Here is a 24,204-nt window from a genome sequence, read left to right as displayed (position 1 = left end):
TTAAAACCGTTCTATACACAGAGAAAGCTGAGAAGAAATAAGAGATTTTACGAGTTACCTTTTCAAATCTTATAAAGAGAACACCTTGTCAGTAAATCTGACAAGGTGTTTTATGATTTAACTAAACATTACTCGTAGTGCTAACAAGTTTTTCTCCTTTTAACATCCGCGTCGCAGCTTCGAGGAGAGCTTCTTCGAGATAGGGCTTGGTAAAGTAGCCACTAGCACCGAGTTGAGCGGCAATTTGTCTGTGTTTATCTGCACCCCGCGAGGTGAGCATCGCGATCGGTAGGTGGTTGAGGTTAGAGTCTTTCTGAATCCGAGAGAGTAATTCCAGACCATCGCAACGGGGCATTTCGATGTCGCAAAATACGATATCGCAAGGTAGACCAGAGCGGAGTTTATCCCAAGCTTCTTGACCATCACGCGCCTGTTCTACACGATAACCTGCTTTGTTAAATGTGAGAGATAGTAATTCTCGGACTGTAATGGAGTCATCCACGATTAACACTGTCGGGTCAATCTTCGCAGGAGAGGTGTCTTCAGGAACCCCTTTCTGTTGCCAAGAATTGCCACCCATTTGTGTAGAAATCCGTCCCTGGAAGATGTCAATGATTTCCAGCACGTCAGCAATAGGCATAATCCGACCATCACCCAAGACTGTAGCACCAGCTACACCAATCGGTTTAGGTGCTGGGCCTTCAAATTGCTTAATTACAATTTCTTGTTCGCTTAACACCAGGTCAATCTGTAGAGCAATCAAGGTATTTGCCGATCGCACCACCACCACAGAAACCATGTCATCATCTCGCGTACCGCCATAGACATTACCGCGACTAATTTGGCGATTGAAGGTTAAAAGCTCCTTGAGAGGTCGGAATGGCAGCACTGTATCGCGCCAAGAAATAAATGATTGCCCATTGGCATCATGCTGAATATTTTTCACTGGGATATCCAGCGTATCTTCTACACCATCCATCGGGAAAGCAATTCTAGAGCGATCGGAGACGCAGCAGAGAGCTTTACAAATACTTAGAGTTAGTGGTAAACGAATAGTGAAGGTGGTTCCCTTGCCGATCGCAGAATCGGTGTTCACTGTCCCCCGAATTTCGCTAATCTCGGAACGCACTACATCCATACCCACACCACGACCAGAAATTTCATCTGCTTGGTCTTTGATCGTAAAACCAGACTGGAATAGCAGATCGTAGACTTCCAGGCGAGACATGGCTTTTGCTTGGGCTTCTGTAATCATGCCAATCTTCACTGCCTTAGCCTTAACCTTGGCGGAATCTATGCCTGCGCCATCATCGCCTACAGAAATGATCGTTTGGTTGCCTTGGTGGAAGGCACGGATAGTAATGATTCCCACGGGTGGCTTACCAACAGCTTGTCTTTCTTCAGGCGTTTCAATACCGTGAGCGATCGCATTATTCAGCATGTGAGTTAATGGATCGGTTAGATGATCCAAAATCATCTTGTCAATTAAAGTATCGCCACCTTCAATTACCAACTCCACTTGTTTACCACACTTGATAGCGTTGTCGCGCACTCCTCGCCGCCAGCGATCGATAGTTTGGGCAAAAGGAACCATTCGCGCTCTTGTTAGCCCCTCTTGTAGCTGGGTGGTTACTTGGCGGAATTGCCTTGCGACTCGCTCGGTTTCTTCGGTGACAAAATCAATGTCACTAGCTGACTCACGCACTCGTACAATGCGCTCAATCATCTGCTGAGAGAGTGTATGGAAGGGAGTAAAACGATCCATTTCTAACTCGCTAAAACCCCGATCAGCGTTGGAATCAGACGATTGTAAGTCGGAGTCTTTCTTTTTGCGTCCAGCTAATAGAGAGGCTTCTAAAAGCGATCGCTCGTACAACTCTTGCATCCTTGCGCCCACATCCGAGAGTTGTTGTACCTGAATCAGCAAGTTATCTAATGACTGCCGCAGCCGTTCGTGATCTTGCTCTAAGGTATTACGATTTACTACCAACTCCCCGACTAAATTACTCATATCGTCCAGTTGCTTAACTGGAACTTTCATCGTTTCTTCAAATCTTGCAGCCCGACGAGTAGAGGGACGGGGAGCTTTGCTGGTGTTCGATTTTGCTACTGGCGAATGAGATATTGTTTGATCCGCTTCTGCCAGCAACTTCTCCAAGTCACCAAATTCATCTATAGCTGGCGATGGAACGGCATTTTTCGCCAAGACTGGTTGAGTGTTGAGGGGTTGGCGTAGCCCGTCGTAAGCATTGCTGTCGTTATCTGTACCGAGCAATTCTTCCAACGCTGCAAAATCTACTTCTGGTATTGAGGTAGCTTTGGGGTTAAGTGCTACTTCCTCTCCCAGTAATGCTTCCAAGTCTGCAAAATCATCATCTGGAGCAAATACTTCAACGGTTTCTGTAGTTACTAATTCTTCCGTTGAGGTAACAATAACATTTTCTTCTTCCGACACTGTTGTAGATTCAGATGTCTCTCCTAAATCATATAAAGCGGTTTCTACATCTTCCTGAATAACCGTTTGTGTAAAGTCATTGACATCTGGCGAATCAAATGTTGCCGCATTTTCTTGTATCTGGTTTGTTGCTTCTAACAGAGCAGTTTCTGTAAACGATATATCATTTACAAAACTCAGTTCTGTATCTTCCAAATCTGTGTTTTCTGGTAATTCAAAAGCAACTTCTAAGTTATTGTTTTCATCAGTTACTAAAACTTCTAAGTTTATCTGGGTTGAATCTGAAGTTTCACCAAAACTAATATCTAAAGAAGTTTCTGTAGATAGTTCATCCACAGTATTCTCTGTGGTTTCCATCTGAATATAGGTGGAATCGGTAACTACATCTTCAAACAACAGTTGTGGATTTTCATCAAAAGAGCCGAACAAATTATCTGGCTGTGCTTGCTCAGAATCTAAAGTTTCTGTCAGAGATAGTTCATCCACATTCTCTGTGGTTTCCATCTGAATATAGGTGGAATCGGTAACTACATCTTCAAACAACAGTTGTGGATTTCCATCGAAAGAGCCAAATGAATTATCTGGCTGTGCTTGGTCAGAATCTAAAGTTTCTGTCAGAGATAGTTTATCCACATTCTCTGTGGTTTCCATCTGAATATAGGTGGAATCGGTAACTACATCTTCAAACAACAGTTGTGGATTTCCATCGAAAGAGCCAAATGAATCAATTTCCAGATCGACAGCAGATATTTCTGGGGGCTGATGAGTAAATTCTGGAGCAAAATCTAAAGCTTCTGGTTGTTGCGGCCTGAGAATTTCTTCCCTTGGATGCTGCGCGAACAAAGATGTTTCCAGCGTGGGGGTATCGCTGCTTACCGGGAAAATAGTTGAGTCACTCGGTGCTAACTCATCAAATAAATCATCTCCAGAATCTGATGAGAATATCAAATCTAGCTGTTCTTCGTGCTGGAAATTGATATCCGATTCTTCCAAGCCAAAACTGGCTATAGGAGGAGGTGTAGGTTGCTGACTGTCGGCAAAAATATCATCAGTCGTAGCAAACAAACTCTCTTCTAACGCCCTTTCTACATTCTGCTCAATTAAGGAATTGAATTCGTCCTGTTCCTCTATACTTTCCTGATTCCAGAAGCTAGTCAGATCGTTTTCTGATTGAGAAAATTCAGGTGTTACCGTAGATATATCAAATAAATCACCAATTTCTGGTTCGCTTGTAGGCAGTATTATCTCTTCTTCCATTTCAGTAAACAGATTATCCGAAAACAAGCCTGTTTCCTGGGGTAATTCTATATAGTCATTAGGGGTAATTTCTTCTACCCAATTTGCATTTCTAGCTTCTGAGAATAAGTTATCAAAACTGTTTGTTTGGTTTGTCGAGAGTTCGACACTGGCGAATGTCTCAGTTTCTGGTTGAGTTACTTCCCCTGTAGGCAATATTTTTGTATTATCATCTGGTGCCAGCGTCAATAAATCTTCAACTACATCATTTTTGTTAACACTGGTAGATTGGTTTGTCTCACTAGAAATATCAATAAATTCTTGTAAATCTGTAGATGAAGAATCTAAATTTATATCAAGTATGTTAATATCATCACTCAACTCTAAAGTCGTAGCAGATATTTGTTGACTTTGCGATTCTAAAGTCTCTTTTTCTAAGAAATTGTCGCCAAACAACAGGGATAAATCTTCTGTCGTGGCTGTAGTTGCGGCTTCATCGAAGGAGAGTAAATCGGACAAATCGCTATGAGCATCTTCAGCATCAGTGCTGCTGAAATCAATTCCAAAATCATCGCTGTCAACAATATCTAAGGTTTCTTCTTGATGCCAGCTTTCATCTAGTTCGGGAGTCTCACCTGCAAATAAATCGGCAAGGGTATTTAACTCAGCTATTCCTACCTCTGGGCCATTGGGGTCAAGATTGTTGCTGATTGGATGTGCTTCGTCATGTGTGGTGAAAGCAAAACTAGTGTGAGTTGCAGCGTTGAGTGGTGTCCCTTGTTGAAGATATGAGCGTTCATCAAAGACGTTGGTGTAGCCACTCGCTAATGCTGCGCGATCGCTACTATCTTCGTCTAGATTAACTGCTTGAGTTGTCTGCGCTAAGTCCAATTGCTCGGTGTTACCAGATAAAATTGACTCTGACGCAGTTGATGATTCTGTCAAAACCGCAGATTCATCAAACAAATCAGGAGTAACTTCTAACAATTCAATTTCTGCCAAGCTCAAAAGTGCTTCTAGTTGCTGACTAATTGTAATTTCAGCTTCTCTACCTTGCAGGACTAGTTCTTGAGCTTGCTTGATTTCGGTAATGACAATTTTAGCTAAAGTCAAATAACTATTTTCAGGATTGCCGATCGCACTGGCTGCTGCTTGACACAAACCACACCACTTGGACAAATTCCAAGTCTCACCAAGTTTGACTAGCTGGTAACAGCATTGTTGAAGGTTTTGCCGAGTTGAAGGTGTTGTGGTTTGCTTAAACAGTTGCAACATTTCTCGTAGTGTTTGCAGCACTTGGGCTTGAAACTCGCCCCAATTATTATGTTCTTTAGTGGTAACTGGCGATAGCGCAGCGTTAGCGAGTCCGCGAGCGTCTCGCACCTGCCCAGATGCTACTGAGACAGATATTTCTGGAGATCCCTGATGGGTGTCTTCTGCCAAACTAGGAATATCTCGCCGCAGGAAAAGTTCTGTAAGTGTAGAGACATTCTCTACAGAGGTTGTATGTAGTTCTGTTGCGTCAGGACTGCTGGATACTCCAGTTTTCCCTTGTTCTACAAGCAGTTCCAGATGTTCATATAGCCATGTAAAGACTGGCTCTGTCTCTGACATCAAAGTATTAGCTGCATCTTCAGAAAGGCCATAGGGCCCGCTCAAATGCTCTAACAGTGATTTCAAGGTATCAGATACACCAAGAAATAAAGACTCTAACTTTTGGTCTATCTGAACCGGATTATCTTTCAGAACTTTGAAACAATCTTCCAGACGGTGGGAAGTATGCTGGATGCTAGTCAATCCAAGCATCGCCGCTCCTCCTTTGATGGAGTGAGCCGCCCGGAAGACTTCACTGATCATTTCCGGGTCGTTCAGGGTACCTTCTAAATTCAGTAACCCCTGCTCAATGGTATTCAGGTGATCCCTGGCTTCTTCGATAAAGTAACCCAAAATCCGCTGTTGTTGTTCCGGCAGCATAGCAAAAGTTATGAGTTGTGAGTTGTGAGTTATGAGTTATGAGCTATGAGTTATGAGTTATGAGTTATGAATTATGAGTTGTAATTTTTATTTCTAACTTCTGTACAGACGCGATTAATCGCGTCTCTACTCTTAACTCCTAACTTATTCCAAGTTGTGAGTTGTAATTTTTATTTCTAACTCCTCACTCCTAACTCCTAACTCTTTTATCTAGTTTCCATAGTTTCCACTCGGAAACGTTCAACGGAAGCGATCAAGTCACGGGATACACCTACTAAGTGTTGTAGGGCACCTGAAACTCGCTGTGCTTCCTGGGAAGTTTCTTGTGCAGTGAGTTCTACTGATTGCATTACGTGAGCGACGGCGCGGGAGGTTTCAGTTTGTTCCACAGTGTCGCTGGTAATAGAGCGCACAAGAATATCAATACGATTCGCCACTTGAATAATGTTTTCAAGCGATCGCTTGGCTTCTTCTGCCAATTTTGTCCCTTTAATTACTTGTTGTGTGCCTTCTTCCATCGCGGTCATTACAGAGCCTGTTTCGCTTTGGATTTGCATCACAATTTGTTCAATTTCCTTGAGGGATTTAGCAGATTTATCTGCTAACTGGCGCACTTCGTCTGCTACGATCGCAAACCCCCGTCCAGCTTCTCCCGCTCTTGCCGCCTCAATACTAGCATTGAGTGCTAATAAGTTGGTTCTGGAAGCAATCTGCGAAATCAACGCCACAATTTTCGAAATTTCTTGAGAAGATTCCGCCAGGCGCTTCACTTTGCGAGTGGTTTCGGCAACGGTTTCTCGAATTTCTAAAATACCTGCCACGGTATTTTCTACTGCTTCACCACCTTTGAGAGCGATCGTACTAGCATCACGAGCAACGGTTTCAGCTTCCCGCGCCGCTTCTGCTACCCGTTGAATCGAGTCGGTCATCACCTGTACAGAATTCAGTGTGACTGCTAACTCTTCTGCTTGGCGTAAAGCATCACTAGATAAGGCTCTAGCAAAGGTTTCAGAGTTGGTTGCACCTTTTGTTACATCCTTCGCTGCTACTTTTACCTGTTGTACAATATCCCGCAGGTTTTGAATTGTCAGGTTAAAAGCGTCGGCTACGGCTCCTAATACGTCGGCTGTCACTTCAGCTTGGACTGTTAAATCGCCTCTAGCAGCCCCTTCCACATCGTCCAAAAGGCGAATCACCTGCCGTTGCAGGTTTTCCTTAGCTTCCTCTTGTTCATCGGCTTTCCGTTGGGCTTCACTTGTCGTTGTGAAAATTACCCGCGCCATTTCATTAAAGCCAGCGGCTAAATGCCCCAATTCATCTTCGGAAAACACGGTGGCTTGAGCATTCAAATTTCCTTGGCGTACAGCTTCAAACTGAGCTTGCAAATCGTTGGTTGTGCGCCGAATCTGTTTGAGTGCAAAATTCCCCATGAAGCCTGCGGTTGTAAAACCTGCAATTCCGGCAGCTAGAGACATTGCCCAACCCGTATTTCGTACTGATTCACGTTGTTGGGCTGGCGAAAATGTGGTGGCAACGAAGCTAACTGTAGCCACAACCAGCGCCGAGACAATGCCCACACTTCCAGCGATTAACCATTGTTTCCGTTCTATGGAGGCATTCTCTAATGGTGCTAACCAGCCTTGCTCGACGCTAACGTTGGGTTCTAGTTTCGAGACATCTGTTTGACTAAAAACTGGAACTCCTTCATGGGAACCAGTCATCGAGAATAGTTCTTCTTCGCGATCGGCTGCATTGCTTCCAGAAGTATCCGTGCTTGGAGAGCGTCCACTGCCACTAGTTTCTGGTGGAGCAGAATACATTGCGGCATCACCGAAGTTGGAATCTTCTTCGATCAGGTCAAATCCTGGAATGTTTCCTAAATCATCAAATTCTTCAAAATCATCTAAAAAATCAATATTGCTTTTAGAATTTTCTCCATTCAATATAGTGCTTGATTCTTCATAAGAACTTATACCATCTGAGCCAAAAGCAGACTCAAATGCTGCCATATCAAAATTTTCATCATCAAAGCTATTTTTGCTGATAATTTCACTTGATTTTATCTGCTTTTCTTCCAGAGGTTTATCGCTCTTAAAAGATGAATAATCAGATAATTCTGGCTGAAATTCTTGCTCTGTTTCCAAATCTTGTGACTTCAACCAATCATGCGCTTCGGTTTCAGGTAAATCGTATTTACTGTTGTTATTTGTAGTTGTCGAACTATTTCTAGATTCTTCTTCAACAACAATAAGTAAAGTCTCGTCTCCAAAATTAGATTTTTTATATTCTAAATTCCCCGTCATCTCTGGAGGCTTTGGCTTACTCAACAAATCAGGGAAATTATCGCTACTACTAGTTTGTGAATTAGAAGACGAAGAGTTATTATTGTCAATAGCTGAATTTCCTAGATCGGAATTTATCTCATTATCTGAAAACTGACTATTTACTACTGATTCTTCATGGCTCTCTTCTGACATATCTTCCTGCCAAAAAGCAGGCAATTCTAATTCTGTTTTTTCCTCATAGTTGCTGCTATTTAAATCTTGTTCTTCTGATTCTTCATCCAAAGCAAAAGGATCGTCACCAAAAGCTATAGAAGAATCTGATATTTTTCCCGTTCCAATACTATCTTCTGTGGGAATGTCAAATGGACTATTTGAAGATAGTTCTTTAACCCCATCCACAGTTTCTTGATGCTCTCCAAAAAAGTTCAAATCAAGATTATTACTGTCAAAATCTTCACTAACGCCCAAATCTTCTAATTCTGGTTCGCTATATGCCAGTAGATCGGGCATTTCTGAGGAATTTATTTGCTCTTGACTTCCTGATGTATCAATCTGTCCACCGAATGACTGTAAATATTGATTGATATTCTCAATTCCACTATTGGCAAAACCAATAATTTCTTGATCGTTAGTCAAGCCTAATACCTGTTGATATTCTTCTTTTGCGACATCATACTGCTGCAAAACATAGTAGATGTGACCCCTTAACAAATGGGTGTTCGGGTCATTTGGTAGATTTTGCACCACTTGATCGACTAAAGTGGCGGCAACCTCATAATTCCTTTGAACATAGGCGGTCATCGCCTGTTGATATGTTGGCTCGTAATTATCAATACTTGCTGCCATTTCCTCCTCCAATTTCATCCTGCCCACCTAGCACTTCGTACAATTGCCATTTGATCGAGCAGTCTTAGACACTGATTCTTTTTAGCACTTAGTAACCACTCTCCACGTAAAAAGGGAACCATAGTATCTGGAACGCTAGTTGGTGGCATGAGATTCTGGACATCCAACCAGTCCATACCACCGATTTCCTCTACTGCTAAACCCACTATTGTGTCTTGCTCTTCGATGGCAATCACCGAAATTTCCGCTCTATCCGTGTTTAATGCACTTGCTTCTCCCAGAAATTGACCCAAATCAGCCACCCAAATAACTCGACCTCGTAAATTTAGAGTACCCAAAAGTAAAGGAGAAGCATTAGGAATCGGGGTGATTCTATCAGGACTTAGTTCAATTACCTCCCGAATGCCAGTTGCTTGTAGTGCAAACTCCTGATGCGAGGGAATGTAAAACCTCAAATGTAACTCACCTTCAGGACTTTCTACTTGTAATTCGGGTCGGAAGTGGTCTTGACCGCTACCACTTAAAAAGTCCGGTTTGCTGACCATATTGCTTTTATCCTTATCCTCGCAGCAGTTGTTTGACTGTTCCTACCAACTCGGTTGGTTGAAACGGTTTAGCTATGTAGGCATCTGCACCTTGTTTCATGCCCCAGTAGCGATCGAATTCTTCGCCTTTGGAAGAACACATCACCACAGGGACATTTTGGGTTTTGGGATCGGATTTTAACCGCCGACAAACTTCGTAGCCGTTCATCCGGGGCATGACAATATCCAACACCACTAAATCGGGAGGTGCTACTTGAATTGCCTCCAATGCTTCTAATCCATCACTGGCATGGGTTACTGTTAAGCCAGTGGCTTTCAGGAGGTCTGTAATCATCTCCCTTTGCGCGATACTGTCTTCCACAATCAGAACTGTACTCATAAATGTCTATTTACCTCCTGATGTAGACGTTCCTATTTGGAACATTCCCCGATTCCTCCGCAAGTATTAACTGTATAAATTAATTGTATGTTCTCGCTATTTTCCTGGAGATTGACGTTTCACGAAGTTGGCTGACTCTGTGATAACATCTTTTAACCGATCTTTTAGTAGATCAACAAATCTTATGAGTGCTGTTAGCGGTAGCGGGGCGTTTAGCCCGTGCTGAGTCGGCACGAAATAACCAATGCCCAATTCCCAATTCCCCATTCCCAATTTTCATTAATTGTTGAGATATTTCTCTACAAGCATGAGTAATTCAATGTCTGTAAATGGTTTTGTTAAATAATCTGTTGCCCCGACCATACTAGCTTTGACTCGATCGATAAATCCATCTTTACCAGTAAGCATGATAATTGGTGTGAGCCGAAATGCTGTGGAATGTCGCAGCATGGCGCAAACCTCGTACCCCTCCAATTCCAACATGGCGATGTCGCACAAAATTAAATCAGGTTTGAGTTGAAAAACCAGACTCAGTGCCTCTAAGGGATTAGTAAGAACGATCGCTTCATAGCCTTGTGGTTGTAAGATCGAATTTATAGTCTCACCGATGGCGATCGCATCGTCAATACATACTATCCGCCTCTTGTGTTTTGCCTTCAATTCATAGTTGTCAGTTTGAGTATCTGTTTTAGTTGTGACTGAATATACTAGTTGTAGCCAACTCTGTTGTACATAAGGATATATTGCCTTAGCAACAGTTAAAATATCTCGGTTGAGATAGCGAGCCAGTTGACGCAAGGATGTTTTACCATCAGCCCAATGTTGTAATTTCTCGACCGTTGCTTCTGGTAGCGAGGATTGTAGCTGAATTTTGTCAGATAGCACTGGTAATTGTTCAGGAGACTGAATGTGTGGATAGAGTTCCTTCCACTCTTGCACCTGCTTTGTAATTTTTGTCACAAATGGAGCAATCTCGAAAGTGTTTAATTGTGGGGCGAGGGGCGCACCCTGATGGAAAATAAAATTACCTTGATGTAAACTCAGCAAATCAAAGAGAGTTTCATGCACTAAGCCGTGAATGATACTACCAGCTATTTTGGGGTTAATAATATTCCGCTCCAAAAGTGCCCAAATATAGGCATACTCTGGCGCATCAGTTGGGGGTAGAGAGGCAATTTGTTTGTCTGTGAGTCGCATCTCGACTCGATAATGACGTAAATAATCGTTAATTCTGGATAAACTACTCTCACCTTCCTGGCAATAAATAATTTGACCATTGAGGAAAAAGACGAACCAAGACTGGTGTTTGGGGTGATTAATATTTGTTCCCTCTCCACTCAGCTTGTTGTTATGGTGATAGCCAGTAGCTCTCACCCAAAGTTGCCCAGTTCGCTGTCCTAACTCAATCAATTGCAGGATACTGCAAATATCAATTTCATTTAAATTTCCCTGCATTTACCTAAAAAGTACTCCTCGTAATGGCGTTAATATTATTTTTGAGTTGTGCCCTGCAATTTTTCCATTTACCGTGCAGGTTATTTCAGTATTGATTATGGAGTATTGGCAAGATTTTTACCCTGTTCCTTGTTGCCATTAGGGAATAGATTCAACTATAAAGCTTAATCTTTCGTCACACACTTTGACAAAGCTAGTGTTAACACGGAAGTCATCATCACTGTCATCAGTACAAAATATAAAGGCGTGACTAGCTCGCTTTTATAAGTATCAAGACGCAACATATCGCGTCTATAGTTTTGTCTGTCTTGTTCTCCTAAACTTTGGTTTAGTGAGACAAGTTAACAGAATTATTTAAGGTATATCCCAAAACACTAATTTTGAGTGCATCAATAAAGGACTAACGGTGTGCTGTATTTAGCAGAAGTACAAAAACAGAAAGGTGGTTTACTTAGTGGCAGTGGCAAAACTGAACTGAAATTGCTAGCCTGTCAACGAACTGACCAGAATTGGAATACTGTGTCAGAAGAAGTAATTGCTGCTGAGGACGCAAGCAAATTAAATGATGGCGCTTTGGTATTGGTTGAACTGAATCCGAATCGTCAAGTGCAGCGAATTCAAGAAGCAGGGCGGCCACTAGTCAACATTTTGCAGAATTTTTCCCGCCAATTGGAGAAATTTAAGCTCAAGGAAGATGAAATCGATCAGTGGAAACAGTCGTTAACATTTCAGGCGCAAGAGTTAAATCGCCGTGAAATGGATATGGAAGTCCGCTCAGAACAGTTGCAAAATATGGAAGAGGAGTTGCAACAACTGGAGCAGCAAAAACAAGAAGTTGACACATCCCGCCAGGAAATCGAACGGCTACAAACAGAAGTTGAACGCAACCGCCTAGAATTGGAAGGCGCTTGGGAACATTTGCGGGGTGAGCAGCGCCGTCTAGAGGAACATCAAGCGGATTTTAAACAGGGAACGGTTTTGGATGAGGAGCAAAGCCGGGTAATGAGTGAGTTACTCGATCGCTTATCTAGTCGTGTTGCTCCCACAGAAACAGTCAGAGAACACCTGCATAAGGCTTTTGAATTGGTCGAAAAGCAGCAAGCGACTCTTACCCCACACTGGGAAAAATTGGAAGAACAAAAAACTGCGATCGCACAACAACAAGAAGAAGCCGAGCGGTTGTCACAAACATTTAGCGATCGCCAAAATGCATTGCAAGAAGCACAAAATTCTCTAGTCCAGCAAACAGCACAATTACAGATAAATACAGCTGACCTGACTAGCAAGCAAGAGTATGCTCGGATAATTAAAGAGCAGTTACGAAATGCGGAAGAGTTATATCAACAAATTCACTCTTTAGCTGCAACGTCTGGTGATGTAGTTCTCGGTCAGCAAGCTAATGTGGAAGCTTTGGATAAAATGCCTTTAGAAGAACTACAAAAGATAGTCAATGACTTGCAGCATAAGCTGGAAATAGATGCTACCTTTGTTCACGATCAAGAGCAAGAACTGAAATATAAACAAGAAGCTATAGAAGAACTGCAAAATAAATTAAGCCAAGCATCTGACCAGGATCATATCAATTTGGAACTGGAATTAACAGATGAAAAAGACCTTTATCAGATGCTAAACTCCAGTTTGGTGGGACAACGCCGCAATATGTTACAGCATCAGAAGTTTCTCAAGCAACACCAAGCTGTACTGCTACGGCGACAAGGACATACTGTTGTTGAGGAAGAAGAGGGTAATAAAGTTAATTTAGAGCCAGTTCTGTTACAAATTGAAACCCAGCGACAACAATATTCGCAGGAAATCCAAAAGCTAGAGCGTGAAATCGATCAAATCCGTTCTGGTATTGAGCTAAATCAGGGAATGATTGACAATCAAACCCACGATTTGGATGAAAAACGCCAAGAACTGAAAGCAATTGAAGAAAACTTGCTATCTATACGAAGAACAACTGCTGAATCTTGTGGTCGAGTGAATCTTTATCAAGAAGCACTCCAACCAATTCAGGATTCTCTCGATGGCTTACGGCAAAAGCTGCAAGGAATTGGAGAATCTTTGGATCAATTCCAGGAAACTGGCGATTCTCAAGTCCAAGCGATCGCCCAGTTGCGACAAACTATCCAGAGTTTAATGCCTCAGCCAGAATTATTAGCGTCTTAACAAGTTAGGAGTTAGAAGTGGTGAGTTATAAATTTAAGAAACTTGATAACTCAAATCTCAACATCGCAAACTAAAAACTCATAAATTTTAATTCCTAACTCATAACTTTTAACTCCTAACTATTTCAAATAAATCCAGTCGCCTTCTACTTGAGCGATCGCACCCCCAGAAAATGGATCGGTTTGCGATCGATTTGGCGCTATAATTAAAGCCGTTAATTTTTCGATGTGTTCAAAACTGGGTGCATCAGTCAGTATTTGCTGCAATACCTGACGCATCACCCGACGTTGCAGTGCCAATGGTGCTTTCTGCAATACCTTACGATTTAACCTCAAGGGTACAAGAGGAGTAAAGAAATCTTCTTGATCCCCAATGCCCATTGCTCTTTCCCGCAACTCCTGGGCAGCTTTTTCTAAATATTCCACTTCTGCTTGAAGAAGTTCGGCTGTTTGGGCTAAGGCTGATTCGACTTGAGGATTAAAATTTTCCCGCAAATATGGTATTAATTCTTGGCGAATGCGGTTTCGGGCATATTGCAAATCTTGATTGGTGGAATCTTCCCAAATTGGTAATTTAAATTCTTGACAAAATTGCTCTGTTTGTGACCGAGTAATTTCTAAAAGTGGACGCACTAGCATAATGCCTGTAGTTAGGGAACGTTGCCAAGTCAGGGCTTGCAAACCATCAGCACCAGTACCGCGGATTAAATTGTAGAGGAGAGTTTCGGCGCGATCGCTAGCGGTGTGTCCTGTAACTATATATTGATAATTATTTGTCTGAGCGATCGCACTTAAAGCTTGATAGCGCCAATCGCGTGCAGCAGCTTCACTATTTATAGATTCCTTCGCTGTTTCTAAATAAAAAGATGTATCCCAAGTTTTAGCTAAGTTTTCGACGTGATGAGCATTAGCTTCGGAGTCAGAACGCCAGCGATGATCGCAGTGAGCAATACCTAAATTCCATCCCCATTTGGATTGTAAATCTAAAAGTAATTTTATTAAACACAGAGAATCTTGTCCGCCGGAGACAGCAATTAATAGACGCTGGTTGCGCTCAAATAAGTGGCGCGATCGGATGGTGCGATGTATTTTTGCATGTAGATGAGTCCATACCATTTTGGTTTTTTACCGCCGACGGACAGAGTTAACAATTAAAAATTAAAAACAATTTCAGACGAGGATTTAAACCCTTTTATTTACAATAATTGTCTTTCGTATCATGTGGAGCAACAGTTATGATTTGGGTATTAATTTTCACCTTGGTTAAGTTGCTGGCGAAGATCGTCCAAGGGAGAGCTTTCTTGATTGATATCTAAGCGATTATTTTCCTGTTTTTCTTCAATTTCAACTTCATCAGGGCAAAATTCTAAGCGGACTCTAATTTTGCCTGTCCGCCATTGTTTTCCAGGTATTAAAACATAACATTCAAATCCTTCATCAAATATTCTTGAACCTGATGATGTACAGTGTTTTACCCAAAATCTTTTTATTTCTTTTAAAAGCTGAAAGATTATTTGAGTGCGAGGTAGATTTTCAAACGGTTCTTGATGAAAATGCACAACATCTTTTTCAGGATTTAGATGCTCCCATTCATCCTTCATAAATTTTGCTCCTGCAACTAAGTCTATAGTTCCCAAGAGAGACAAATTAATTGCAACTATTCATAGTTTTTGAATTTGACTTGCAGCTATAACTTCTTTAACCGTTAGTTCTAGTTCAGGAAAAGTAGTAGAGATAATGCGGTCACTACCCGTAAACTTTTGGATTTGATATTTACCTTTAACCAATTGATAAACAAAAACCGTGGGAAGTTTGGGATTACCGAGATAAGCCCGACTAGCAATTGCTAGATAATCCACAATCCAAAACTCAGGGATACCTAGCCTCTGATACTCATCTAATTTGTCAACGTAATCATCATCCCAGTTTGTTGAAGTAACTTCTACAGCAAGTTGAATTGGCTCAATCAGTGCCCCGTAAGCTAGAACATTGCTATTCCATTGTGATGCACTAACTACGCTCACATCTGGATTTCTACCTCGTTCTTCCCCAACATCAGTAAACGTTTTGACAATTACATCTTTGTCAGCAATATAGTCAAGTTCTAAGCGTCTAATTTCATCATTGAAGGCAAGCATTAAAAACCTTGCCACATTCTTATGCGCTCTAGTTGCCTCCACTTGTATAATTTCTCCATTTAACAGTTCATAAATGCCAGAACCATCAGGGTATTGCTCTAAAAACTCTTCAAAACTTAATTTCTTAACTGGAGTTTGAACCATATTGTTCACCTGCTCAACAATGCTTATAACTATTTGTAATTGATAATTAAATTATCAATTACAAATAATTTTATTTTTCTATTTGTTTAAGCTTTTCAAAAATCTCATCAAGTGGTGATTCCGATTCATCAGGACAAAATTCTAAAGCAAGTCTAACTTTTCCTTTTTTCCATCCTTGAGTACTAAATTGCAAAACTTCACAATTTAATCCTTGGGTATACAAATTTACTTCATCCGTCTCCTCGGCTCCAATATATTCCTTAATTGCGGTAATCAAATCACGGACTTTAAAAGTTTTAGCAATATCTAATTTATTGAATGTGTCTGGTGCTATAGACACAACTTCATCGTGATTAAGTCTTTCAAATCCATCTTTCATAAAAATGTCCTATCACTAAATTTATATTTTCCAGTGATATAACAGTTCATCCGAAATAATTCCCAAGAGATAATAGTAAATTTAAATCTGCTCCTTTCTCCCTCTCCGTTGCTGGAGAGGGTTAGGGGTGAGGTTATTAAAAGAACCAGCCGTAAGAATGCAAACCTTTACCCAAAAGATTCACACCGAGATAGCAAATCCAAACAACAACAAAGCCAGTGGCAGCTAAAATGGCGGGACGACGGCCTTGCCAACCGCGAGTGATTCGGGCGTGCAGGTAGGCGGCGAATACTAACCAGGTGATTAATGCCCAAGTTTCTTTAGGGTCCCAACTCCAGTAAGAACCCCAAGCTTCGTTAGCCCAAACGCCACCAGCAATAATGCCAATTGTTAGTAGGGGAAATCCAAGTCCGATGATGCGATAGCTGATGTTATCGAGGGTTTCGGCAAGGCTAAGGCGCTGGGGTGAAAGGGGTTCGGCAGATGCTACGGCTTGAGACTCAGGGGTAGTTACTAAATTCAAAACAGCAGTGTTACCGTTACCGTTGCCGTTGCTACTAGTTTCAAAACGAGCAAAACCGTTATTTTCGGCAGAAGGGGCTGCTGGTTGAGAAATTAGTTCGGCTGCTTTGTGCAAGCGGTAGCCGTTGCTGCGATAGCCACCATTGCCTACAGAACTACCTTGTAGCTGGATGTTTTGACCGCGAGTGACAATCAGAAAAGCGATCGCTAATAACGCACCCACCATTAAAGCAGAATAACTCAACATCATGACGCTGACATGCATCATCAACCAATTTGATTTCAATGCAGGTACTAGAGGTTCTGATGCTTGCATTTGGGATGGTAATGTCAGCGTCGCAAAAGCAGCGATCAACATTGCTACTGGAGATGTAACAACTCCTACTAAGCGGCTACGGCTACTACTTTCAGCAATTAGATGGACGGTGGTAATTCCCCAAGTTAAGAAAAATAAAGATTCATAGAGATTACTTAAGGGAAAGTAACCAGCTTCTATCCATCTTGCTCCTAGTAGAGTTGCCATACACAAATTAGCGATCGCCATCCCAGCTGTCCCCAAAGCGGCTAGATAAGGCAGATTCGGAAAAGCCGCTCCTCCCCAATACACGAGCATTGTTAGGAATAATATGGCAAAGGAGCCATTGTCCAGCCAGTTCTGGAGTACAACCAGATTCATAATGTCTTCTCTCCGTGGATGATTTCAAATATAGATTCTGACTGTTCTGATCCTATATGTTTACAAGGTTATGGGATAGGGGGATTGGGAATTGGGGACTGGGGATTGGGGACTGGGAATTAATTATTTCCCCCCTGCTCCCTGCTCCCTGCCCCCCTGCCCTCTCATCTAGAAGAGTTACTATTATTGCTTTGTGGGCTAGGCAAGGGAGTCGTGTTACTGACTTTTTTGAGTGCTATAAAAATGTCGTAGAGGTTACTACGACTGTCGCTGACGGCAGATGTCATTCCAATTGAGCGCGTTGCAGCTAGCAAAGTTTGTTGATTGGGAATTAGAGTTGGTAAAGGGAAATTTTTCACAGTTCTTTCCACATCCAGGAAAAATTGACCATTTGTTGGATTTGGTTCTGTAGGAACTGTTTGTTGGAAGGGGATCGTGCTAGCTAGTGTGTTATTCGGTTTGGGAACAATTTTATCAGTGATGGGAGCGCCCACTACTAAAAAGGCTACATCTCCATCTAACCAGCCGTGGGTGGCGGTTAAAGTACCATAAGGTGAAATCCAGTTAACAACGGGTTGTCCTGCAACTGTCGCAGGTTGAACTTGGAACTGGTATTGATTTCTCATTACATCATCCAGTTGTTTTATGGCTGTCTCAGCTGAATTGCGGAGGCTTTGCCCGTTGTAGGCATCGCTGGCCTGCACCATAAATACTAAACCTGAACGAAAATTGTCTGGTGAACCTTCTTTTGGAGTACTAGGAATCACTGACAAGGAAAACTCACCTTTCATCCAACTGAGCAAATCCTTATCTAAATCAAGGGTGGTAAGAGATTTTATCCCACCTCTGAGTTGTTCTGGCGCGATCGGTGAAAGAGGATTTCCTTGAGATGTTAAAACGTAATCTCCCCACAACCTTTGTAAGTTTCCTCCCGAAAGCATCATTAATGTTTCTGCGGGTACGCGACTTTGCATTTTCCCAGCTTTATTTTCTACCGCTAGCACCCGTTGACTATTAGGGTTTAGCCAAGAAACGCCCTTAAAGCGGATTCCTTCTGCCTCTAAAGTCATTGTCCCTGCTAAACCTTGGTTATTTTGCAGTTGTGCCAAAACTTGAGCAGGTAAAGGGCGGTTTGGAGAAGCTGCGGCTATTTTGGCTGCTGTTGGCACATTGACATAAAACTGGCCAAAGCGTTGGTTATTGGCAATTTTCGGAAAATTATCGGCAAAACCCCCTATTGTGGCTAGGGATGTTTGATTTTTGTAAGCATCGATCGCTCGTTCTGTAGCTTTAGGACTATCAGTTATGACTAAAAAATGCCTATCTAGTAATGCTGCTGAGAAGTTCTCCCCTGCTTGCCCCTCACTTTGTTTAATGGCGATCCCTTGATAAATACGGTCAATCCATTTGCCTTGTTTAAGGGTTTTAGGTTGTGCCAAAATGTTTTTGGCGATTTCTGGATTTCTCACTGGCAATACCATCACCATCGACTGCTGATCGCTGCCAGCATCTTCATTGGTGGTAACTGGTTTGGGTACAGCTTTATTTGCTGTTGCTGGGGCAAGAATTGCGATCGTAACGTCATTGCCTACCCAAGGTGCGATATCTTTCTGGAAGTCATAACCATTATTAGTGAGAAAGCGATCACGCAATTCTACTAAATTTTTGTCCAATTCTGCTTGGGTTTCTTTTGTCCCAAACTGCCGCAATTTCTGCCACTGCTGGGGATCTGTTGTCAGAGAAACCGCAAACAAGGCATCACCAGGAATAATATTTGCACCTACAAGCAAATCACTGGAAGAGATTTGTCTCTGGCTTAATAACCAGTATGCTATACTCCCCGCACCAATCAATAGCCCAGCAGCCGAGAGCATCAGCACCAGAGACGGTTTCTTTTTTTTCTTCATCGGAACAGACACAAGACGCGGTGCCATCGAAACCTATACCTTATACTTGCAAACTTATTACTTGCTTGATTAGTCAAGTACACCAACTGGTTTAACCATTTTTTAGGGCAGCTAATTACATTAAATTTTTCTAACCTAGATGCTGATGATACTTTAGTAATCAACTTGCCTTAGTCTTTCAAAAACTGTGTTTTTGACTCAGTTACCATTTTTAACACGCTTTGTTGAATTTCGTAGGACGTTTCCCTAAGATTAATGTCTCAGTCGGAAAATTCCGGCAAGTAAATCTGTGATTCCAAGCAATTCGAGAATATAACTAACTACACAAAGCTGCAAGTCAATCTCAGCTACTTGTTTTGCTCAGTAGCGATCGCCACTAGAAAGGGTGGGTACGCGATGCCTGCGGCGGGCTGCGCCTACGCACCACATTAAAATTACAGTATTTTTTGTTTCAATGTTGTAGCAAAGCTTTATTGCCTACTTATACTTGCAACTCAAACCCAGGTAATATATCTTCTCCAGAAATAATTGCTGGAATTTGCACAACTTCTACAGCTTGCAAAAGTCGATAAATTTCAACTTGACGATCTTGAGGATTAATCAGCCAACCTAAACGCAGACCATTTTTAATATATTCCTGCATTTTTTCTTGAATTGATGCCAGCCGATCTGTCTCTGAACGCAATTCAATCAAAAAGTCGGGTACAAGTGGCGGGAATTTTTTTCGTTGTTCTGGTGTTAAAGCTTCCCAGCGCTCCAATTTTACCCAAGCAGCATCAGGAGAACGTTTTGCACCGTTGGGAAGTATAAAGATAGTTGAAGAACTAAAAACTTTTCCTAATTTAGCTTGACGATTCCAAATTTCTAAATCAGTAATCAGTCCAGCCTCTTGATTTCCGCTTTCTCCCCCTACTGGTGGCATAATTATTAATTCTCCGGCTGCATTCATTTCTAGGCTTAAATCACCATTGGCAATACATAATTGATAAAATTGCTCATCGGTTAAATGAGCAATTGGTTCTAGATTTAAAACAACAGTATTCATTAAATCTTTCCTCGTGCCTTTATTGCTAAAATTCAGTAGGAAATTCTTGCTTGTTGGAAGATTTGTTGAGGTGTAATTTGTAACCCTTCAAATAATGAATCTTCTAAACTATCAGTACCGCGTTTAGTTTGAGGAAGAATATCAGAATAAAAAATAGTAACAGTTTTTGCTCTAGGATCAATAATCCAAACTCGTTGAACTTTAGCTTTTAAATAATCAATGGCTTTTTCGGTCATTTCTCCGAAAGTTTGACCAGGAGAGATAATTTCAATGACTAATTCAGGTACAACAGGACAAGCCTCATCTTGCAACCAATCAGCAGCAAGACGGTTATAAGAAATATATGTCAAATCTGGCACAGGAACCCAGTCTTGTTGATTTCGTGTTAGCTTAATTGCCCATTCAATTACAACCCGCCCCTTTCCTTGTGCCCATGCAGACAATAGTAGAAATAATGCACCTGCGATCGAACTATGAAAAAATTTTGGTGCCATTTCATCATTTTTGAATTTAGGAACAGCTTCTCCATCAATGAGTTCGTAGGTGATATCTTCTTCGGGAAGTGCAAGAAATTCTTCCAGGCTGAGTTGGGTTTTAAGTTGAATCATAGTTGAGCTTGGGAAATTTACTAGCAGATGCGATCGCTACAATATTCAACCTTCCTTTGATAATTTAATTGTACGATTTCAGCTACTTGGTTTTGCTCAGTTGCGATCGCAGGCTTTTACTGATTTTGAGACTTTAATTGCATAGCTCCCAAATATTTAGTTAAATAAGGCGAAAAAACTTCATAAATTAGGGTTAGTGGCTGTCCATGATGCCAAAACAAATAATGGCGACCCCAAAAAGGCCCAGTTACTCCAAAGCCAGACTCTAGCGCCGATGAGTCACCATAATATATCCCTCGAACATCCCGATACAATTCTGTGCGGAGACGAGCTAAACTCGCCCAAATTGGTAATGAACGATTTTGCAAATACTCATCTACATGACTAGCTTCCCACCAGGAGGTAGCATAAGCTAATCGTTGACCAGAAGCAGTCCGCAGCCATACTTGTCGCCGTAGTCGCGGCCCTGGGACAACTTGAATTAAATCAGGTGCAGCATCCAAGTCCATGCCAATCAATGACATATCAATGACATCTACTTCTACAGGCTCACCTGTAAGCAATTCTAGATGACGTGTTGGAGAGCCGTCACCCAAAATCATTAGCTGCCAAGCCGGTGCTAGCTGAGTATGAGGTAAACTTTTTTGAATTACTTCCTCCCCTCCTTGCCAAATCGGAGTGAGGCGATGCCAAGCTGCTGGCTGTGTTAAGTTGTTTGTTGGCGTAAAAGTAATACTCAAGGCTTTTTACAAAACTTTACATATCTCTATAAAAGCATAAAAAACTATAGAGTCATTTGTCATTTGTCATTTGTCATTTGTCCTCTGTTACAAATGTCTGATGCCTGTGCAAGCCACAAAGGGTTTAATCTCACAATAGATTTTGTGCTTTGTCCTTTGACCAATGACCAATGACTAATGACCCTCAAGATTTAAGGGTCAACAGTCTCAGGTCTTTTGACCATTGACTATTGACCCTTGAGTAATCAACAAAATATGCGGATGGCGAGACTCGAACTCGCAAGGCAAAGCCACACGCACCTCAAGCGTGCGCGTATACCAATTCCGCCACATCCGCACGGGTTGTCTAAAGATAGACTATAGCATAAGAAACTAATTATAGTAAGGTAATATCTAAAGTTATATTTCTCAAAAAAATAAATTTCCTCAAGGCTGTATCAGACTGACAGAAATTTAGCATCTGCACAAGTGATATTAAAAAGGGTAGAGCGACTGTGGGAGATGTGGTGCGTAGGCGCAGCCCGCCGCAGGCATCGCATACCCGCCATGAACCAGTGGCGATCGCGATCGCAAAAACCCAGTTTGGTAAGCTAGCCAAGACTTACAGCAGTAATGTTGTTAGTGTAGTAAAACCTGTAGAGGCAGTAAGCCTGCAATCTTGAATTTGCTTAGAGTCAGGGTGGCGAATCTCCTGTGATAATTTTAAATAATGCGGAAGCGTCGTTTCAAGTTGGATCGGGGAAAATGTCAATCTACTGGTAATGATATCGAAACTAAAAAATGAAGTTTGACAAAATATTAATTGCCAATCGGGGAGAAATCGCCCTTCGCATTCTCCGCGCCTGTGAAGAAATGGGAATTGCCACAGTCGCGGTTCACTCCACCGTTGACCGGAATGCTCTCCACGTCCAACTTGCTGATGAAGCGGTTTGCATTGGCGAACCTGCTAGCAGTAAAAGTTATTTGAATATTCCCAATATTATTGCTGCTGCCCTGACGCGCAATGCCACTGCCATTCATCCAGGCTATGGTTTTTTGGCAGAAAATGCCCGGTTTGCAGAAATTTGTGCCGACCATCATATTGCTTTTATCGGCCCAACTCCAGAATCTATCAAGCTGATGGGCGATAAATCCACTGCCAAAGAAACCATGCAAAAAGCTGGAGTCCCGACAGTGCCCGGTACTGAAGGGTTAGTAGAATCTGAGGACGATGGATTAAAATTCGCCAAAGATATCGGCTATCCAGTGATGATCAAAGCCACAGCAGGCGGTGGTGGGCGGGGTATGCGCTTAGTTCGTTCTGAAGATGAATTTGTCAAACTTTTCTTAGCAGCCCAAGGGGAAGCGGGAGCAGCTTTTGGGAATTCTGGCGTTTACATCGAAAAATTTATTGAACGTCCCCGCCACATCGAATTTCAAATTTTGGCGGATAACTACGGTAATGTCATCCACTTGGGCGAACGCGATTGCTCAATTCAGCGCCGGAACCAAAAACTACTAGAAGAAGCTCCCAGTCCGGCTATTGACCAAGACCTGCGTGAGAAAATGGGACAAGCTGCTGTCAAAGCTGCCCAATTCATTAGTTACAGTGGGGCGGGCACTATCGAGTTTCTTTTGGATAGATCCGGTAAATTCTACTTTATGGAAATGAACACCCGGATTCAAGTGGAACATCCTGTAACAGAGATGATTACGGGAATAGACCTAGTTGCCGAACAAATTCGGATTGCTCAAGGGGAAAGACTCAAGCTTACCCAAGACCAAGTAGTTTTGCGGGGTCATTCGATTGAATGCCGCATCAACGCTGAAGATCCAGATCATGACTTTCGCCCTTCTCCGGGAAGGATTAGTGGCTATCTTCCCCCTGGAGGCCCTGGTGTTCGGATTGATTCTCACGTTTACACAGATTACCAAATCCCACCTTATTACGATTCCTTAATTGGCAAGTTAATTGTTTGGGCCCCAGATCGAGCCACTGCTATTAACCGTATGAAACGCGCACTCCGGGAATGTGCCATCACTGGACTACCTACTACTATCGGATTCCATCAAAAAATTATGGAAACTCCACAGTTTTTGCAGGGTAATGTCTATACAAATTTTGTCCAGGAGATGAACGGGTAGGGGACTGGGGACTGGGGGCTGGGGACTGGGGACTGGGGACTGGGGGCTGGGAGCAGGGAGCAGGGGAGAAAGAGGTAATGTTATTCTTCCCAATGCCCAATTCCCAATTCCCAATACCCCATTCCCAATTTCCAATTCCCTAATTCACACGAGATGCCATAGTCAACAATCCTTGTTGACCTAGTAATATTTCTCGCAGCAGGCTAAAGATACCAACCCAAATAATAGGTGTAATATCCACTCCGCCTATAGGTTGTACCAGTTTTCGTAATGGGACTAAAAATGGTTCGGTAGGCCAAGCTATTAAATTGAAGGGAAAACGATTCAAATTCACTTGCGGATACCAAGTGAGAATGATCCGAAATATAAATAAAAATGTCATCACCCCTAATACAGGGCCAAGAATCCAAGCAGTCAGATCAACACCAGTCATCGGTTTAAGGTACTATCTATCTGTAAAGAAAGAAAACTTAGGCGAACGGCAAGCCGCGCTTTGCGAACGTTACAAAATTTGAAGCTTTGTAAAGCACTCTCATCATCATTTTAACCAAATGCTGCCACTTCCATCTTCAATCGAA

The 24,204-nt window shown here is 42.1% G+C and carries 18 protein-coding genes and 1 tRNA gene; 3 read left to right on the top strand and 16 right to left on the bottom strand.

The features are described from left to right. Positions 1 to 121 precede the first annotated feature (121 nt). The 5 genes from RMZ41_RS02075 to RMZ41_RS02055 all read right to left on the bottom strand — a co-directional run bounded on the left by RMZ41_RS02075 (position 122) and on the right by RMZ41_RS02055 (position 11,175). Positions 122 to 5,665, bottom strand: coding sequence for a response regulator (locus RMZ41_RS02075; RefSeq protein ID WP_322734410.1), 5,544 nt, complete (start codon positions 5,663 to 5,665; stop codon positions 122 to 124). Between the two features lie 206 nt (positions 5,666 to 5,871). Then, positions 5,872 to 8,796 (bottom strand): methyl-accepting chemotaxis protein, encoded by a 2,925-nt coding sequence (locus tag RMZ41_RS02070; protein ID WP_322734411.1) that lies wholly within the window; start codon positions 8,794 to 8,796, stop codon positions 5,872 to 5,874. Between the two features lie 14 nt (positions 8,797 to 8,810). Then, entirely contained in the window at positions 8,811 to 9,341 is a 531-nt protein-coding gene (locus RMZ41_RS02065; RefSeq protein ID WP_190932920.1) for a chemotaxis protein CheW, read from the bottom strand. A 13-nt stretch (positions 9,342 to 9,354) separates the two neighbouring features. Further along, the gene (locus RMZ41_RS02060; protein WP_012412195.1) at positions 9,355 to 9,720 is read right to left on the bottom strand and encodes a response regulator transcription factor; all 366 of its coding nucleotides are present in this window, start codon (positions 9,718 to 9,720) and stop codon (positions 9,355 to 9,357) included. A gap of 279 nt (positions 9,721 to 9,999) precedes the next feature. Beyond that, positions 10,000 to 11,175: a response regulator gene (locus RMZ41_RS02055; protein ID WP_322645084.1), complete on the bottom strand. Its 1,176-nt coding sequence runs from the start codon at positions 11,173 to 11,175 to the stop codon at positions 10,000 to 10,002. Between the two features lie 408 nt (positions 11,176 to 11,583). Between RMZ41_RS02055 and hmpF the strand changes: the two genes are divergently transcribed. After that, a complete protein-coding gene (gene hmpF / locus RMZ41_RS02050; protein ID WP_322645085.1) occupies positions 11,584 to 13,344 on the top strand; it encodes a pilus motility taxis protein HmpF in 1,761 nt (586 codons plus the stop codon). Positions 13,345 to 13,463: 119 nt separating this feature from the next. Here the strand turns inward: hmpF and tilS are convergent, their stop codons facing one another. The 10 genes from tilS to RMZ41_RS02000 all read right to left on the bottom strand — a co-directional run bounded on the left by tilS (position 13,464) and on the right by RMZ41_RS02000 (position 21,839). Then, a complete protein-coding gene (gene tilS, locus RMZ41_RS02045; RefSeq protein ID WP_322645086.1) occupies positions 13,464 to 14,459 on the bottom strand; it encodes a tRNA lysidine(34) synthetase TilS in 996 nt (331 codons plus the stop codon). A 131-nt stretch (positions 14,460 to 14,590) separates the two neighbouring features. Beyond that, a complete protein-coding gene (locus RMZ41_RS02040) occupies positions 14,591 to 14,944 on the bottom strand; it encodes a KGK domain-containing protein (RefSeq protein ID WP_322734412.1) in 354 nt (117 codons plus the stop codon). Between the two features lie 60 nt (positions 14,945 to 15,004). Continuing rightward, entirely contained in the window at positions 15,005 to 15,625 is a 621-nt protein-coding gene (locus RMZ41_RS02035; protein WP_322645088.1) for a Uma2 family endonuclease, read from the bottom strand. Positions 15,626 to 15,695: 70 nt separating this feature from the next. Next, a complete protein-coding gene (locus RMZ41_RS02030; protein WP_322645089.1) occupies positions 15,696 to 16,004 on the bottom strand; it encodes a KGK domain-containing protein in 309 nt (102 codons plus the stop codon). Positions 16,005 to 16,140: 136 nt separating this feature from the next. Then, on the bottom strand, positions 16,141 to 17,202 hold the full coding sequence (ccsB, locus tag RMZ41_RS02025; protein WP_322645090.1) for a c-type cytochrome biogenesis protein CcsB: 1,062 nt from the start codon (positions 17,200 to 17,202) through the stop codon (positions 16,141 to 16,143). Between the two features lie 164 nt (positions 17,203 to 17,366). Then, positions 17,367 to 19,136, bottom strand: coding sequence for a DUF3352 domain-containing protein (locus RMZ41_RS02020; RefSeq protein ID WP_322645091.1), 1,770 nt, complete (start codon positions 19,134 to 19,136; stop codon positions 17,367 to 17,369). A 454-nt stretch (positions 19,137 to 19,590) separates the two neighbouring features. Further along, positions 19,591 to 20,154, bottom strand: coding sequence for a Uma2 family endonuclease (locus RMZ41_RS02015; RefSeq protein ID WP_322645092.1), 564 nt, complete (start codon positions 20,152 to 20,154; stop codon positions 19,591 to 19,593). Positions 20,155 to 20,186: 32 nt separating this feature from the next. Continuing rightward, positions 20,187 to 20,762, bottom strand: coding sequence for a Uma2 family endonuclease (locus RMZ41_RS02010; protein WP_322645093.1), 576 nt, complete (start codon positions 20,760 to 20,762; stop codon positions 20,187 to 20,189). A gap of 116 nt (positions 20,763 to 20,878) precedes the next feature. Continuing rightward, complete coding sequence (locus tag RMZ41_RS02005) at positions 20,879 to 21,502, bottom strand: chorismate lyase (protein ID WP_322645094.1); 624 nt, start codon at positions 21,500 to 21,502, stop codon at positions 20,879 to 20,881. A 256-nt stretch (positions 21,503 to 21,758) separates the two neighbouring features. Beyond that, positions 21,759 to 21,839 (bottom strand) — tRNA-Leu (locus RMZ41_RS02000). 169 nt (positions 21,840 to 22,008) lie between these two features. Between RMZ41_RS02000 and RMZ41_RS01995 the strand changes: the two genes are divergently transcribed. Together RMZ41_RS01995 and accC are read left to right on the top strand one after the other, a co-directional pair. Next, complete coding sequence (locus RMZ41_RS01995; RefSeq protein WP_322645095.1) at positions 22,009 to 22,164, top strand: hypothetical protein; 156 nt, start codon at positions 22,009 to 22,011, stop codon at positions 22,162 to 22,164. Positions 22,165 to 22,282: 118 nt separating this feature from the next. Next, a complete protein-coding gene (gene accC, locus RMZ41_RS01990) occupies positions 22,283 to 23,626 on the top strand; it encodes an acetyl-CoA carboxylase biotin carboxylase subunit (protein WP_322645096.1) in 1,344 nt (447 codons plus the stop codon). Positions 23,627 to 23,765: 139 nt separating this feature from the next. Here accC and RMZ41_RS01985 read toward each other — a convergent pair whose 3' ends face one another. Continuing rightward, positions 23,766 to 24,059 (bottom strand): YggT family protein, encoded by a 294-nt coding sequence (locus RMZ41_RS01985; protein ID WP_322645097.1) that lies wholly within the window; start codon positions 24,057 to 24,059, stop codon positions 23,766 to 23,768. Positions 24,060 to 24,204 lie beyond the last annotated feature (145 nt).

This window comes from Nostoc sp. DedVER02, from assembly GCF_034530675.2.
Taxonomy (GTDB): domain Bacteria; phylum Cyanobacteriota; class Cyanobacteriia; order Cyanobacteriales; family Nostocaceae; genus Nostoc.
Note: the sequence above shows the minus strand (reverse complement) of the source record. Positions and strands in the feature narration are given on the sequence as shown.

Excerpts from the sequence above, each read along its gene's own strand:
- RMZ41_RS02075 (WP_322734410.1), bottom strand. The coding sequence starts at position 5,665 with ATGCTGCCGGAACAACAACAGCGGATTTTGGGTTACTTTATCGAAGAA.
- RMZ41_RS02070 (WP_322734411.1), bottom strand. The coding sequence starts at position 8,796 with ATGGCAGCAAGTATTGATAATTACGAGCCAACATATCAACAGGCGATG.
- RMZ41_RS02065 (WP_190932920.1), bottom strand. The coding sequence starts at position 9,341 with ATGGTCAGCAAACCGGACTTTTTAAGTGGTAGCGGTCAAGACCACTTC.
- RMZ41_RS02060 (WP_012412195.1), bottom strand. The coding sequence starts at position 9,720 with ATGAGTACAGTTCTGATTGTGGAAGACAGTATCGCGCAAAGGGAGATG.
- RMZ41_RS02055 (WP_322645084.1), bottom strand. The coding sequence starts at position 11,175 with ATGCAGGGAAATTTAAATGAAATTGATATTTGCAGTATCCTGCAATTG.
- tilS (WP_322645086.1), bottom strand. The coding sequence starts at position 14,459 with ATGGTATGGACTCATCTACATGCAAAAATACATCGCACCATCCGATCG.
- RMZ41_RS02040 (WP_322734412.1), bottom strand. The coding sequence starts at position 14,944 with ATGAAGGATGAATGGGAGCATCTAAATCCTGAAAAAGATGTTGTGCAT.
- RMZ41_RS02035 (WP_322645088.1), bottom strand. The coding sequence starts at position 15,625 with ATGGTTCAAACTCCAGTTAAGAAATTAAGTTTTGAAGAGTTTTTAGAG.
- RMZ41_RS02030 (WP_322645089.1), bottom strand. The coding sequence starts at position 16,004 with ATGAAAGATGGATTTGAAAGACTTAATCACGATGAAGTTGTGTCTATA.
- ccsB (WP_322645090.1), bottom strand. The coding sequence starts at position 17,202 with ATGAATCTGGTTGTACTCCAGAACTGGCTGGACAATGGCTCCTTTGCC.
- RMZ41_RS02020 (WP_322645091.1), bottom strand. The coding sequence starts at position 19,136 with ATGGCACCGCGTCTTGTGTCTGTTCCGATGAAGAAAAAAAAGAAACCG.
- RMZ41_RS02015 (WP_322645092.1), bottom strand. The coding sequence starts at position 20,154 with ATGAATACTGTTGTTTTAAATCTAGAACCAATTGCTCATTTAACCGAT.
- RMZ41_RS02010 (WP_322645093.1), bottom strand. The coding sequence starts at position 20,762 with ATGATTCAACTTAAAACCCAACTCAGCCTGGAAGAATTTCTTGCACTT.
- accC (WP_322645096.1), top strand. The coding sequence starts at position 22,283 with ATGAAGTTTGACAAAATATTAATTGCCAATCGGGGAGAAATCGCCCTT.
- RMZ41_RS01985 (WP_322645097.1), bottom strand. The coding sequence starts at position 24,059 with ATGACTGGTGTTGATCTGACTGCTTGGATTCTTGGCCCTGTATTAGGG.